Source organism: Sphingomonas sp. 7/4-4, assembly GCF_027941955.1.
Lineage (GTDB): Bacteria > Pseudomonadota > Alphaproteobacteria > Sphingomonadales > Sphingomonadaceae > Sphingomonas.
Map to the genome: position 1 here is coordinate 3,042,910 of NZ_CP115960.1, position 13,495 is coordinate 3,056,404.

Annotated in this window: 10 protein-coding genes, 1 tRNA gene and 3 pseudogenes; 8 read left to right on the forward strand and 6 right to left on the reverse strand. The window is 67.7% G+C overall.

The window, feature by feature from the left end; translation table 11 throughout:
* Positions 1 to 9: 9 nt before the first annotated feature.
* Positions 10 to 3,036, reverse strand: coding sequence for a TonB-dependent receptor (locus PIB19_RS15340; RefSeq protein WP_271238056.1), 3,027 nt, complete (start codon positions 3,034 to 3,036; stop codon positions 10 to 12).
* A gap of 138 nt (positions 3,037 to 3,174) precedes the next feature.
* Positions 3,175 to 3,261 (reverse strand) — tRNA-Leu (locus PIB19_RS15345).
* Positions 3,262 to 3,432: 171 nt separating this feature from the next.
* Between PIB19_RS15345 and PIB19_RS15350 the strand changes: the two genes are divergently transcribed.
* On the forward strand, positions 3,433 to 4,761 hold the full coding sequence (locus tag PIB19_RS15350; RefSeq protein WP_271238057.1) for an MATE family efflux transporter: 1,329 nt from the start codon (positions 3,433 to 3,435) through the stop codon (positions 4,759 to 4,761).
* Here PIB19_RS15350 and PIB19_RS15355 read toward each other — a convergent pair.
* A complete protein-coding gene (locus PIB19_RS15355) occupies positions 4,733 to 5,569 on the reverse strand; it encodes an MJ0042-type zinc finger domain-containing protein (RefSeq protein ID WP_271238058.1) in 837 nt (278 codons plus the stop codon). The two genes, PIB19_RS15350 and PIB19_RS15355, sit on opposite strands and share 29 nt — an antisense overlap.
* 175 nt (positions 5,570 to 5,744) lie before the next feature.
* Here PIB19_RS15355 and ftsE point away from each other — a divergent pair, with 175 nt between their 5' ends.
* The 4 genes from ftsE to PIB19_RS15375 are packed head-to-tail and all read left to right on the forward strand — an operon-like array spanning position 5,745 to position 8,545.
* Positions 5,745 to 6,446: a cell division ATP-binding protein FtsE gene (gene ftsE / locus PIB19_RS15360; RefSeq protein ID WP_271238059.1), complete on the forward strand. Its 702-nt coding sequence runs from the start codon at positions 5,745 to 5,747 to the stop codon at positions 6,444 to 6,446.
* Positions 6,443 to 7,324: a cell division protein FtsX gene (locus PIB19_RS15365; RefSeq protein ID WP_271238060.1), complete on the forward strand. Its 882-nt coding sequence runs from the start codon at positions 6,443 to 6,445 to the stop codon at positions 7,322 to 7,324. Before ftsE ends, PIB19_RS15365 begins: the two co-directional genes overlap by 4 nt.
* A complete protein-coding gene (locus PIB19_RS15370) occupies positions 7,321 to 7,863 on the forward strand; it encodes a YdcF family protein (protein WP_271238061.1) in 543 nt (180 codons plus the stop codon). The genes PIB19_RS15365 and PIB19_RS15370 overlap by 4 nt, the downstream gene beginning before the upstream one ends.
* Before the next feature lie 58 nt (positions 7,864 to 7,921).
* Positions 7,922 to 8,545 carry a lysophospholipid acyltransferase family protein gene (locus PIB19_RS15375; protein WP_271238062.1) on the forward strand — a complete coding sequence of 208 codons (624 nt, stop codon included), beginning with the start codon at positions 7,922 to 7,924 and terminating at the stop codon, positions 8,543 to 8,545.
* Positions 8,546 to 8,763: 218 nt separating this feature from the next.
* Here the strand turns inward: PIB19_RS15375 and PIB19_RS15380 are convergent, their stop codons facing one another.
* Together PIB19_RS15380 and hisC are read right to left on the reverse strand one after the other, a co-directional pair.
* A complete protein-coding gene (locus PIB19_RS15380) occupies positions 8,764 to 9,672 on the reverse strand; it encodes a prephenate/arogenate dehydrogenase family protein (RefSeq protein ID WP_271238063.1) in 909 nt (302 codons plus the stop codon).
* Positions 9,672 to 10,765, reverse strand: a pseudogene (gene hisC, locus PIB19_RS15385) (histidinol-phosphate transaminase). The gene PIB19_RS15380 and the pseudogene hisC overlap by 1 nt, the downstream one beginning before the upstream one ends.
* A 66-nt stretch (positions 10,766 to 10,831) precedes the next feature.
* Between hisC and PIB19_RS15390 the strand changes: the two are divergent.
* Positions 10,832 to 11,626, forward strand: coding sequence for a flavin monoamine oxidase family protein (locus tag PIB19_RS15390; RefSeq protein WP_271238064.1), 795 nt, complete (start codon positions 10,832 to 10,834; stop codon positions 11,624 to 11,626).
* A gap of 8 nt (positions 11,627 to 11,634) precedes the next feature.
* On the forward strand, positions 11,635 to 12,396 hold the full coding sequence (locus PIB19_RS15395) for a flavin monoamine oxidase family protein (RefSeq protein WP_271238065.1): 762 nt from the start codon (positions 11,635 to 11,637) through the stop codon (positions 12,394 to 12,396).
* A gap of 24 nt (positions 12,397 to 12,420) precedes the next feature.
* On the opposite strand, the pseudogene PIB19_RS15400 reads toward PIB19_RS15395, so the two are convergent.
* Positions 12,421 to 12,743: pseudogene (locus PIB19_RS15400) on the reverse strand (winged helix-turn-helix transcriptional regulator).
* 129 nt (positions 12,744 to 12,872) lie between these two features.
* On the opposite strand from PIB19_RS15400, the pseudogene PIB19_RS15405 reads away from it, so the two are divergent.
* Positions 12,873 to 13,465, forward strand: a pseudogene (locus tag PIB19_RS15405) (NADPH-dependent FMN reductase).
* The last annotated feature ends 30 nt before the right edge of the window (positions 13,466 to 13,495 follow it).

Sequence of the window (13,495 nt, forward strand, 5' to 3'; positions counted from 1 at the left end):
GGCGGCCGGTTAGAAGAACTGCTTGCGGATGCTGAGCCGAACGATGCGTCCGGTAGGATCGAGCAGGTTTGGCTCATAAGCAGGCGGCGTATCGCCATTCTCGTCGGTCACGCGCTGTCGCGCATCAAACAGATTGTCGACGCGGAAGCTGATGCGCGTACCGCGCAACCACGGATGCCTGAGCAGCAGATTCAGTTGCTGGTTCAGGTCGACCTGCGCGGTCAGGCCAACCTTGGCGAGGCTGCCGAAGTTCAACCGGTCGCTACTGCCGAGCACGCCCGTGGTGACCTCGCTGCCGCTCTGCCAGCTCCCGTCGAGGCGGAAGCGCAGGCCGTCGCGCTGGATGCCGCTCTGGATTTCGATCTTGTGCGCCGGCGTGCCGCCGTTGCTGCCTTTGGCCGCGCCGTTCAGATAATCCATGACGGGCAGTCCGGCGCGGATGAGGCGCTCATCCTTGAACACCCAGGTGTGATAGGCGCTGAACTGGATCAGATTGCCGCCGAACCCGCCACGACCGCCGCCGCCGCCAAAACCGCGACCACCGCCGCCGGAGCCGCCCGGGCCAAAGCGCCGGGGACCCTGGTTCTGACCATCGCCCGGTGTGGCGCCCTGCCCCTGCGACGGCGCCTGATCGGCACCCTGGCCCTGCGGCTGCGGCTGACCCTGTCCTTGCTGACTTTGACCCTGTCCTTGGCCCTGGCCCTGACGGCGCTGGTTGCCGCCGAACAGGCTCTGTTGCTGGCCAAGGCGGCGGAACTGCTCGAGTTGCGCTGTCATCTCGGGCGGCAGCGGCTGGCCGGTGCGGCGCGATTCGGCCATCGCCGCCTGGAAGGCGGTGCGGCGCTCCTGCATCCGCTTCTGCGCCGGCGACGAGATCGGCAGGAACAGGTTGAAGCCCCATTTCAATTGCGATTGTTCGGCGCGGGCGAAATTGACCGGGCGATAGTCGATGCTCAACAATTGGCCGTCGGCATCGCGCACGAAGCGATCGGGGAAGGCCGCTTCGATCTCCGCGGTCGCGCCGGGGAAATTCTCGTCCGAATTGCGCGTGCGCTGGCTGGTATAGTCCGCGCTGAGGGTGAGATTGGTCTCGGTGAACGGCCGGATGTTCAGCCCCGCCTTGAACACGTGCCGGCTGTCGGCACGCAATGCCGGATTGCCGCCGGTGATCGTCGTGATGTCGACGCTTTCGCCGCGGACATAATCGAACACGCGGACATTGGGGGTGATCACCAGCGGGTTGCCCAGCGCTTGCGCCGTCGGCGGATTGCTGTCCTGCGTCCAGCTCACCACTGCGCGGATCGGAGCGATCGGCGACCAGTTGAAACCATAACCGGTGGTGACGAGGCGGCCGAAATCGGAGAACTGCTCGACTTCGAAATTGGCGTTGACCGAAAGATCGCCGATCGCGTCGAGCACGGCGAGGCGGCGGCTCGCGATCGGCAGGTTGATATTGCCCCGCACGGCGGCGCTGTCGCGCGAGATGTCGGCCCGGCTGACGATCCCGCGGCGGAAGCTGTCGCTGGAAAAGTCGCTGGTCGTTCCCGAGACGCGGACGGTGACGTTCGCATCGCCGGCAGGAAGCTTGAACAGCGCGCCATTGGTCATCAGGTCGATCTTGCCGATGCCGTTGCGCGAATTGGCGGTGTCGAACGGACGGCTGCGGATCAGGCTGGCCGGAATCGCGGCAAAGGGATTGAAAGTTGCGTCATTGGCAGTGAGCAGCGCCTGCATTGCCACCGGATCGACGCCGCCGTCGGTGAACGACTGAGTCGTATTGAGATTATAGCTGCCCTGGAACGACCAGTTCCAATTCGCCGCCCAGGGCGTGCCGTCGCCATTGAGGTTCAGCCCGAGATTGGCGCCTCGTGCGCTGTTGGAGCGGGTCAGCGGCGATTGATCGCCGACATAACGAAGCACCTGCGTATCGCGCGCGAAGGGCGAGAAGGGGTTGCCCGTGGGCAGCCGCAAGGTGACGCCCGGAAGCCCGAGCAGCGACTGGCTCTCGCTTCCCGACAGCTCCATCGTGGCGGATGCCTTGATCTTGTCCGACAGCGGCCGCACGTAAACGGCGTTGACCTGCAGATTCTTCTGGGGACTCACCAGCGTGCGATAAGGCGTGACGTTGGTGACGTTGGGCTGGTTGGCGGTGCCCACGAAGGCGCCCAGGCCTTGGGCTCCGCCGGCCGCGGCAGCAGGAACGCCCGCCTCCGTGACCATGCCTCCGGCGGCCGCGCTCAGCGCCGGATCGATTTCGTTGCTGATCAGGCCGGTGATGGGATCGATATGCGCGATACCGGCGATATTGCCGCGGGTGTCGAACAGCGAACTGCCTGCGCGCGAGACGCCGCGCTCGCTCTCGAGGATGCCCGACGACTGATCATATGTGACGTCGAGCGACAGGCGATCGTTGCGCCGGATCTTGTCGAGCTTGGCGTCCGCCTTGACCCCGGCATTGCCGCCTGCGGTGGGCATACGTCCTTCCAACTGGTTAGTGAGCGCCATGAAGCGGTTCCGCAGGACGAAGTTGATCACCTTCTGCGTGGCGCTGTAGCCGTAGCGGAGCGCGACTTCCTCGGGCAGGATATCGATGCGCTCGATCGCCTCGGTCGGCAGCCCGCGAACCTCGGCCATGGTGGCGCGGCGGCCGCTGAGCAGGACCACCGGCTGTTCGTCGCCGCGGCCCGAACCGCTGCCGAGCTGCGCCGCAAGCTGGCCGAGCAGTTCGGAGACGTCGGAGGCACCGAACGCACGGATGTCGGCGGGATTGAGCTGGACCTCGGGCTTGATGTCTCCGGGTACCGCGCCGCGCAGCTCGCCGGTGACGACGATTTCGTCGCCCGTGGCATCGGGCTCTTCCTGTGCGGGCGGCTGGGTGGGACCACCCTGCGCCGGAGCCGCCTGCCCCGGAGCGGAGGAATCAGCCTGGGGCAGAGCCGGCGCCGGAGGGACCGCAGGCGTCGTCTGACCCTGCGCCTGTGCCATCGGCGCCGCGCCGACCATCAACGCGGCAGCCGCGCAACCCCATTTCAACATTACCGTCTCACTCCCTCGACCGGCGCGCTCCCGCATTGCGGATGCGCATCCCGTCGTTCGCTACAGGCGACTTGTCGCAGAATTGTGCCAGGGATCGGGGAAAGTGTGGCGCCGCCGAAGCGGCGCCTCTCAGGTTTCTGGTGCGGTCGAGAAGACTCGAACTTCCACGGCCTTTCGGCCACAACGACCTCAACGTTGCGCGTCTACCAGTTCCGCCACGACCGCACGTGAAACTCGCCGGGAGGTCCCCGGCGTCTGGTAAGGCGCGGCCCCTAGCAAAGCGTTCGGGGGCATGCAAGCCACCCGCGCACGCTTTCGCGTAATCCGTTTCCGCTTTGCCGAAACAACAGTAAGGCGGCGGCCCGCCATGTTGCTCTCCCCGCCCTAACCGCCGAGATGCGCCGCATCCTCGCCCTTGCGTGGCCGGTGGTGCTGACCAGCCTCAACTGGACGATCCTGCACGTGACCGATGTCGCGGTGGTCGGACTGGTGAGCACGAGCGAGGCGGCGGCATTGGGCGCGAGCCGATCGCTCACCTTTCCCGGCATCGTCGTGGGGCTCGGCTGGCTGACCGGGATCCTCGTCTATGTCTCGCGCGCCGACGGCGCCGGCGATCTGCGCGAGACCGGACGCGTATTCCATCAGGGCATGCTGCTTGCGCTGATGCTGGGGCTGGCTAGCGGCCTGGCGCTGTTCCTGTGGCCCGAGCCGATGCTGCTCGGTCTCGGCGTCGCGCGGGGCACCGCGCCCGCGGCGGCGGACGTGGTGCAGGTGATGGCGCTCGCTTATCCGTTTCAGCTGATCATCGTCGCGGCGAGCTTCTTTCTCGAGGGTGTTAGCCGGCCGCGGCGGGTGACCGTGGTCAATTTGTCGATCCTGCCGCTCAATGCCGTGCTGGCCTGGGTGCTCGCTACCGGCCAGCTGGGACTGCCGGTGATGGGCGCGGTCGGCGCGGCGCTGGCGACTGCAATCGCATCGGCGATCGGCGCAGTCGGGATGGTCGTCGCCGCCTGGACGCTGCCGCGCGCCGGCCAGCGCGGCGTGCACGATCTGAGCGAGCTGGGAAGCCGCGAATCCTGGGCGGGCGCGCTGCGGCTCGCGCATTTCGGGCTGGTGCCGGCGATCGCCTCCGGGCTCGAGCTGATCGGCTTCGCGATCCTGATCGCGCTCTCGACCCAGCTCGGGACCACGACCGCGCATGCTTTCCAGATCGTCTTCTCGATCCACAACGTCACCTTCGCGGTGGCGCTGGGATTGGGATCGGCGGCCGGCGTGCGCGTCGGCAACGCAGTGGGCGAAGGCGTGCCCGAACAGGGAGGAAGGCGGACGGCGATCGCGGCGATGCTGGCGGCGCTGGCAACGGGCATATTGTCGCTGCTGCTGATTGCCTTGGCCTTGCCCGTAGTCGCGATATTCCCCGCGACCGAGCCGGTGCATCGCCTCGCCGCGGCGATGCTGGTTCTATGGGCGCCGTTCATCCTGTTCGACGGCGTGCAGGTGGTCTTCGTCTATGCGCTGCGCTCGCTGGGCGATCAGGTGGTGGCGGGCGTCAACGGGATTATCGCCTTCTTCGTCATCACCGGCGGTGTCGGCGTGCTGCTGGTGCACGGCGGCTATGGGCCGAACGGCCTCGTCCTCGCATCGGGACTGGGAATGGTCGCGGCCGCGCTGTTGCACGGCCTGCGGCTCGGCTGGGTCAGCCGCCGATCTCGCTCGCGAAGCTGAGCTTGACCGCCTTGGCGTTGGGCGGAATGTCGAGCTTGGCGCCGGTAAAATCGAGCGCCGCTTTGGGGCCGAGCGCGCGGTTTTCCGGGGTGATCCGCCAGCTATAAACGATCTGGTCGCCATCGATCAGCTCGACGCGGATATCGGGGATGCGCTGCGCGGTAGCGGTGGGATTGTTCACCTTGCCCGAGACGACGAACGCCTCGCTGCCATTGGGCATCGGGCGAAGCTCGACGCTCTTGTCGGTGAAGAGCAAGGGCGTTTCAACCTCGCTGCCAATGCCCAGCCCCAGTTGCGCCGCAATGCCCGGCGCGCCCGAATAAAGGATGGCGCCGGCGCCGAGCAGCATCGAGATGCCGGTGATCACTGCGGCGGCGGTCCAACGCTTCGCCGGATTGCGGCGCGGCCTGGCGCGCTGTTGCGGCGCGAAGGGATCATATTCCGGGGTCGCCTCGACGACCGGATCCTCATAGACGCGCGGCGCGGGCGCTTCGACGCGCGGTTCGGGTGCGGGCTGCGCGGCGACGGGCGCAGGCGCCTCCGCCGCAGCCGGAGCGCGCGCAGGGCCGATCTTGACGTTGAACCCGGGGGGCAAGGACCGCTCCGTGCTCGCAGCGGCGGGCGCGGGCGAGGGCGTCGCGGCCGGCCGGCTTTCCACCGGCGCGGTGCGCGTCGTAAGATCCAGGATAGCGGGCGCCTGATACCAGCTGTGCTTGCAGCTCGCGCACCGGACGGTACGGCCCTCGGCTCCGATCGCGCTGTCGGGAACGAGGTACCGTGTCCGGCACTGACTGCATTCGAGGATCATCTAAGCGTCTCACCCGTCCGGCTGCCCACTGGCCGGATAGGGTGATTCTAGCTGTAACGAATCGGCCCCACAAGAGTCTCGGTTGCGCGCGCCGTGCCGCCATCGCTTGAGCCCGCGAGCGGGCTGTGCGATGCCGTCCGTCATCTGGGAAGCAAGGAGCGGCCGGCGCCGGCGAATGGCCAATATCGTCCAATTCGAGAATGTCGGCTTGCGCTATGGCACGGGAACCGAGACGCTCTCGGACGTCAGCTTCACGCTCAAGAGCGGATCCTTCTATTTCCTGACCGGGCCTTCCGGCGCGGGCAAGACTTCGTTGCTCAAATTGCTCTATCTCGCCCAGCGTCCCACGCGCGGCGTGATCCGGCTGTTCGGCGAGGACGCCGGATCCTTGCCGCGCCAGAGGCTCCCCGGCTTCCGCCGCCGCATCGGCGTGGTGTTCCAGGATTTCCGGCTGGTCCCGCACCTGTCCGCCTATGACAATATCGCGCTGCCGCTCCGCGTCGCGGGGGTGCAGGAAAACGACGTCGAGGCGCCGGTACGCGAGATGCTCGCCTGGGTCGGCCTCACCGATCGCGGTCGGGCCAAGCCGCCGACCTTGTCGGGCGGCGAGCAGCAGCGCATCGCCATCGCCCGCGCCGTGATCGCGCGCCCCGAATTGCTCGTCGCCGACGAGCCGACCGGCAACGTCGACCCTCAAATGGCCGAACGGCTGCTCTATCTGTTCGAATCGCTCAACCGGCTGGGCACCACCGTGGTGGTCGCGACGCACGATTTCCATCTGCTCCACCGCATCCCGAGCGCGCAGATGATGCGGATCGAACAGGGCAAGCTGAACGACCCCACCGGCGTGCTGCGCAACCCGCCGGGTGCGGAATGATCCTCAGCCTCAATCCCAACGCAGCCGATCGGCGACTGCTCGACGAGGGCAGACGGACGCGCGCGATGACGTGGATCATGGCGATCATGCTGTTCCTGACCGTGCTCGCGGGCGCGCTGGGCCTCGGCATGTTCGCGGCGACGAGCCAGCTCGACCGCGAGCTTTCGGGCCGCCTCACGGTGCAGATCGTCGAGCCGGTGGCGAGCCTGCGCGACGCCCAGGCGGCGGCGATGGTGCGCGAGCTCGGTCGATTGCCGTCGGTCGCGCGCGTCCGCGAAGTCGATCGCGCGCATCTGGCCGAATTGCTCCGGCCGTGGCTCGGCGATGCCGGGCTCGACCCCGATCTGCCGATGCCGGCGATGATCGACGTCGAGGTGCGCGGCGACGCCGGGCCGGTCGAGCAGGCGGCGCGGCGGATCGCACCGGGCGCGCGGGTCGATCGCCATGCGCAATGGCTGTCGCCGGTGCGCGGTTTCCTGTCGTCGATGAGCTGGCTGGCGGTGAGCCTGATGCTGCTGATCGCGGGCGCTACCGCGGCGGTGGTGCTGCTCGCGGCGCGCGCGGGGCTGGACACGCACCGCGACACGATCGAAGTGCTCCATATGCTGGGCTCCACCGACATCCAGATCGCCCGCCTGTTCCAGCGGCGCATCGCTTTCGACACGCTGCTGGGCGGGCTCGCCGGCACGGCGGGCGCATTGGTGCTGGTGTGGTTCCTGCAGGCGCGGCTGAGCGCGATCGGATCGGAGATGCTGGGCGGGGTCGCGCTCCAGCGGCACGACTGGTTCCTGCTGTTGCTCCTGCCGATAGGTTTCGCGCTGCTCGCCACCGTGGCAGCGCGCGTCGCGGTGCTGCGCGCCTTGGGCAAAAGGCTGTGATCTGGCGCGTCGCCCTGCTGGTGCTGGTCGCCTGGGCGCTGGGCTTCGCCTTCTTCCTGCTGTCGCTCGGCAAGCCGCTCGACAATCGCAAGACCGATGCGATCGTGGTGCTCACCGGCGGCTCGGGCCGGATCGATCGCGGGCTGGCGGTGCTGCGCGCGGGCGATGCCAGGAGGATGCTGGTGAGCGGCGTCGACCCCGATGTTCGCCCGGTCGAACTCGCGGTGCAGTTCAAGATCGACCGCAAGCTGATGGCATGCTGCATCGATCTGGGCTGGCAGGCGGTCGACACCCGCTCGAACGCCGACGAGACTGCGAAGTGGGTGCAGCACCACGGCTATAAATCGGTGCGGCTGGTGACCACCGACTGGCACATGCCGCGCGCTCGCATGGAACTGGCCAACGCGATCGGCGGCGATGTCGAAGTGATCGGCGACGGCGTGCGCAGCGGCCCCAACAGCCCGGGCTGGGGCGTGCTGTTCCGCGAATATCACAAATATCTGGTGCGCCGCGTCGCGTTGTGGGTGGGCGCGGGCTGATGGACGGGGGCGCACGGTCCTGTTCAAGACCGCTTTTTACGGGCTGTCGGTCCCGATCGTGCTGCTCGCGCCGGTGATGGCGCTGTTCGGCCAGCGCGCGTTTCGCCGCTGGGTGCTGTTGTGGACGCAATACCATGCGTGGTGCGCGCGCAACCTGATGGGGATCCGCACCCGTGTGGAGGGCGCCCCGCTGGCCACGGCCGCGCTCTACGCGGCGAAGCACCAGTCGTTCTTCGAGACCTTCGAACTGGTGCGAATGCTCAGTGCACCGACGGTGGTGATGCGGGAGGAATTCGCACGCATCCCGGTCTGGGGCTGGGCGGCGCGCCGCTATGGCGTGATCATCATCGACCGCAGCGGTTCGGCGACGGCGCTGCGCCAGATGATGCGCGAAGCCAAAGCGGCGGGCGCCGCGGGACGTTCGGTGATCCTCTTTCCCGAAGGCACGCGCTCGGCGATGGGCGAAGCACCGCCGATGCAGGCGGGGCTGGCAGGCCTGTATCGCGCGGTGGGCCTGCCGGTGGTGCCGGTGGCGCTCGACACCGCGAGGGTCTGGCCCAAGCACGGTCCGATGCACTCCGGCGTGGTGACCTTCCGGTTCGGCGAACCGATCCCGCCTGGGCTTAAGCGCGAGGAGGTTGAGTCGCGGGTTTTCGTGGCGATCAATTTGCTCAACGGCTGACGCCGCTCTGTTGGATTTCGGCGGCTTAACTTCGCACTTTGCCCGCGAATCGTGAACAAAAATTGCCGAAGCGCGACATAATCTTACGAGAGGGGCTGAAGCTTTCTCGACGGTATCAAAGAGCGGGCGTCATACTCGATTGCCTGGCACGCCGGATGCGCCAGTCCAGCAGGCGAAATCCAACATTACAAGCAAATCCCGGCGACTTCGCGCGCGGCTCACTCGTGGCTGCGGCCGAAGTCAGGCCGCGCGTCGTCCTGGCCCTGGTCGATGATCGAGCGGCGGACGGCGCGGGTGCGGCTGAACAGCTCGAACAATTCGTCGCCCTTGCCCCAGCGGATCGCGCGCTGGAGCGCGGTCAAATCCTCCGAGAAGCGCTGGAGCATGTCGAGCACCGCCTCGCGATTGGCGAGGAACACGTCGCGCCACATCGTCGGGTCCGAGGCGGCGATGCGGGTGAAATCGCGGAAGCCGCCGGCGGAATATTTGATGACTTCGGACGCCGTCACTTCCTCGAGATCCGAGGCGGTGCCGACGATCGTATAGGCGATCAAGTGCGGCAAATGACTGGTGACCGCGAGCACGCGATCATGGTGCGCGGGCTCCATCGTCTCGACTTCGGCGCCCAGCCGGCGCCAGAATTCGAGCACGCGCTCGATCGCGAGCGGGGGCGTGCCTTCGGGCGGCGTGACGATGCACCAGCGGTGATGGAACAGCGACGCGAAGCCGGCCTCGGGACCGCTATTCTCGGTTCCCGCCACCGGGTGCGCGGGGACGAAGGTCGCGGCGGGCAGCGCCGCGCGCACCGCCTCGATCACGCTTTCCTTGCACGATCCGACATCGCTCAGGATCGCGTCGGCGGGCAGATCGGCGGCGATCTCCGCCGCGACCGTGCCCATCGCGCCGACGGGGACGCAGAGCACGACCAGATCGGCGTCGATCACCGAAGTCCCGGCGGTGTCGGCCACGTCGTCGCACAGGTCGATCCGCACCGCCGTCTCGCGCACCGCCGGATCCATGTCGTAGCCAGTGACGCGGACGCTGGGCATGTGCTGACGCACCGCGCGCGCGATCGACGAGCCGATCAGGCCCAGACCGATGACGGTGACACGGCTGAACGGCAGCATCAGGCGCCCGCCAACGCCCGGAGCGCCGCGATCACGCCGCGCGTCTCGTCTTCGGTACCGATGGTGATGCGCAGACCGTGCGGAAGCCCCTGCCCCGGCAGCCAGCGGACGATATAGCCCGCCTCCATCAGCCCCTTATACGCGGTCTCGGCGCTGAGCTGGCCCTCGAACAGCACCAGCACGAAGTTCGCCTGGCTCGGCACCGCGCGCAGCCCGGCATTGCCGAGCTTGGCGATCTCCTGCGCGAACCAGCGCCGCCATTCGGCATTGTGCGCCTTGGTATGCGCGACGAATGCCTCGTCGCCCAGCGCCGCGACCGCCGCCGCGGTTCCCGCGATGGTGATCGAGAAGGGCAGACGAATGCGGTGCATCGCCTCGATGATCGGCGCCGCGGCATAGCCCCAGCCGATCCGCTCGGCGGCGAGGCCGTACATCTTCGAGAAGGTGCGCGTCACCAGCACGTTGGGCGCGGATCGGGCCAGCTCCATGCCGCCGTCATCGTCGTCGCCTTCGATATATTCGGCATAGGCATGGTCGAGCACGAGCAGGACGTGGCTCGGCAGCCCGGCATGGAGGCGCAGGATTTCCGCGCGGGGGCGTAGGTACCCGTGGGATTGTTGGGGTTGGCGACGAAGACGATCTTCGTCTTGTCGGTCACCGAGGCGAGGATCGCGTCGACATCGGTCGCATAGTCCCTGTCGGGCGCCACCACCGGAATTGCACCGACGCGACGGGTAGCGATCGGATATACCGTGAAGCCGTAATGGACGTAGATGATCTCGTCGCCCGGCCCGGCAAACGCGCCGGCGGCGAGGTGGAGGACTTCGTCCGAGCCGTTGCCGTAGATGATCCGCGTCGGATCGAGGCCGTATTTCGCCGCGATCGTCTCGCGCAGCTCGACCGCGCTGGCATCGGGATAGCGTTCGAGGCTGGTCGCGGCGGTCAGGAACGCCTCGCGCGCGGCGGGGGAGGTGCCGAGGGGATTCTCGTTGGACGAGAGCTTGGTCACCTTGCGGCCGTCATCGGTGGTCGAGCGCCCCGGCACATAGGGGGCGATCTCCATGATCCATGGCTTGGGAACGGGTGCAGTCATGGCCGCGCGGCTTGGCGGAATGGTCCGCGGATGGCAAGCTCGGTCTGGGCAGTACAGGAGGGGGCGATGCGGGGAAGCAGCACGGTGTGGCGGGCGCTGGCGGCGGCACGCGCACGCAACCTCGCCGAGGCGGGCGAGACGGCGCCGATTCCGGGCGCGCCGGGGGCGACTCGCCGTGCATTGCTCAAGGGAATCGCCGCGGCGGGCATGGCATCCGCACTACCACGTCCGGCGTACGCCTTTGCCGGCGGACGCGTGGCGATCATCGGCGGCGGGATCGCGGGACTGAGCGCGCTGCATCATCTGCGCGAGGCCGGCGTGGATGCGCATGTCTATGAGGGACGCACGCGCACCGGCGGGCGGATGTTCACCCATCGGCCGGCGGGCAGCACGGCGTTCGAGGTCGGCGGACAATTGGTCAACACCGATCACGACGACATGCAGGCGCTGTGCAAGCACTTCGACGTGCCCCTGGTCGACCGCAAGGCCGAGCCGCACCGCACCTTGATCCTCGGCGACGGGCGGCTGCTGGACGATGCCGAGCTCGCCGAAGGGCTGCGCGGAATCGCGGCGCAGATCGACAGGGATTCGGCGCGGCTCGACAAGGATTTCGACCGCGTCGCCGCCGAGCTCGACCGGATGTCGATCGAGGGATATCTCGACAAGCATCGCGCGCTGATGGGTCCGGCCTGGGTGCGGCAGCTGATGGAGGCGACGAGCCGCACCGAATATGGCGTCGAGCCTGCGCATGCATCGGCGGTGGAGCTCGTGTTCAATTTGCCGACGGTCGACGGCCAGCGCGTCGAGGTGCTGGGGAATCCGACGAGCGCTATGTCATCCAGGGCGGCAGCAGCGCGCTGATCGAGGCGATGACGGCGCATTATGCCGACCGCATCACCACCGGCAAAAGGCTGGCGCGGATCTCGCGCTCGCGGGGCGGCACGCGCCTCGACTTCCTGGACGGGACGAGCGCCGAAGCCGAGACCGTGATCGTCGCCGTGCCCGCGCCGTTGCTGCGCCAGATCGACTGGCGCGTGCCCTTGCCGGCGATCTGGCGTCAGTTCATCGCCGAGATGGAGCTCGGCCGTAACGAAAAGATCCAGGCGGGCAGCGCCGGCACGCCGTGGCGCGCTCCGATGGGCGTGGGCGGCGAATTGTGGCAGACCCGCGCCGATGCCGGCTGGGCTCTGGGTTGGGACGGCAGCGTCCACCGCGCCGATGGCGTCAGTCCGGTCTGGACGTGGTTCCTCGGCGGCGACGAAGTGACGCGCGCGGAGGCCGAGGCGCCGTCGGCACTGGCTGCGCGCTTCGCGGGGCTTGCCGCACCGGCGATACCGGGAATGGAGGCGGCGTCGACAGGACCGTTCGCCCGCACCAACTGGCATGCCCAGGCGCTGACGCTCGGCGCCTATGTCAATTTCCGGCCCGGCCAGATCACGCGCTTCGCGCGGCTGCTCTGCGTCGAATCGGACAATCCCTCTGAGCGGCACGTCCCCCGCGCCGGACAGATATTGTTCGCCGGCGAGCACCTCTCCGAAGCCTATCCGGGATATATGAACGGCGGCGCGCAGACCGGGCGCGTGGCGGCGGAGGCGATCACCGGCAGGCGGAGCTTGCGGGCGGCAGCCTGATCGCGAACGCATGGGCCAGCACGGCTAATCGCGCGCGCGGCGCTCCGCATATTCCGCGCGCGCCGCGTCCATGCGCGCCGAATTGACGACCACCCATTCGGCGAGCGTCTGGACCGGCTGCAGGAGATCCCGGCCGAGATCGGTGAGGGCATATTCGACCTGTGGCGGCGTGACGGGTGTCACGGTGCGCGAGACGAAGCCGTTCTCCTCGAGTTCGCGCAGCGTCGATGCGAGCACTTTCTGGCTGATCTCCCCACTTCGCGGCGCAGCGCATTGAAGCGGCGAGGGCCTCGCCCGAGCACGCGCACCACCAGCAGCGTCCACTTGTCGCTGATCCGCGCGAGCATCCGGCTGATATGCTCGCAGCGCGCGGTATCCTCATGGTTATCTGGTATCGCCAAGGTGCCTCCTTGTTGAGCGGCGGAAACTTTCCGAAATCTGGTTACCGCAAGTAACCAGCATTTACGAGGTTCCCCATGACTGCCAAGCCCCGCATCGCGATCGTCGTCGGTTCGACTCGCCCCACCCGATTTGCCGACGCACCGACACGATGGATCCTGAAGCAGGCGCAGGCGCGCGGCGACATGGACGTGGAAGTGGTCGATCTGCGCGATCACCCCTCCCCTTCTTCGACGAAATGGCCTCCAATCTGTGGATGCCGAGCCAGAATCCCGAGGCGGTCCGCTGGCAGCAGACGATCGGCCGGTTCGACGGCTACATCTTCGTGGTCGCCGAATATAACCATTCGATCACCGGCGCGCTCAAGAACGCGCTCGATCAGGCCTACAAGGAGTGGAACCGCAAGCCCTTCACTGCGATCGGCTATGGCGGCACCGGCGCGGTGCGGGCGATCGAGCATCTGCGCCAGATCGGCGTCGAGCTGCAGATGGTCTCGACGCATGCCGCGGTTCATATCGCCGGCGGCGATTTCGTGGCGGTGCACCCGGCGTTCGGCAACAAGCCGATCGAGGAGATCGAGGCGAATCTGCTGCAGTCGACGGCCACCGCACTCGACGAGCTGGTCTGGTGGGCAAAGGCGACGATGGCTGCGAAGGCGGCCGACGCCTGACAGTTTCGGGGCGGGCCGGCATCACCGCCG

Bases quoted from the DNA above. Each gene is read 5' to 3' on its own strand.
- PIB19_RS15340 (WP_271238056.1), bottom strand. From the start codon at position 3,036: ATGTTGAAATGGGGTTGCGCGGCTGCCGCGTTGATGGTCGGCGCGGCG.
- PIB19_RS15350 (WP_271238057.1), top strand. From the start codon at position 3,433: ATGCGCCGCATCCTCGCCCTTGCGTGGCCGGTGGTGCTGACCAGCCTC.
- PIB19_RS15355 (WP_271238058.1), bottom strand. From the start codon at position 5,569: ATGATCCTCGAATGCAGTCAGTGCCGGACACGGTACCTCGTTCCCGAC.
- ftsE (WP_271238059.1), top strand. From the start codon at position 5,745: ATGGCCAATATCGTCCAATTCGAGAATGTCGGCTTGCGCTATGGCACG.
- PIB19_RS15365 (WP_271238060.1), top strand. From the start codon at position 6,443: ATGATCCTCAGCCTCAATCCCAACGCAGCCGATCGGCGACTGCTCGAC.
- PIB19_RS15380 (WP_271238063.1), bottom strand. From the start codon at position 9,672: ATGCTGCCGTTCAGCCGTGTCACCGTCATCGGTCTGGGCCTGATCGGC.
- PIB19_RS15390 (WP_271238064.1), top strand. From the start codon at position 10,832: ATGCGGGGAAGCAGCACGGTGTGGCGGGCGCTGGCGGCGGCACGCGCA.
- PIB19_RS15395 (WP_271238065.1), top strand. From the start codon at position 11,635: ATGACGGCGCATTATGCCGACCGCATCACCACCGGCAAAAGGCTGGCG.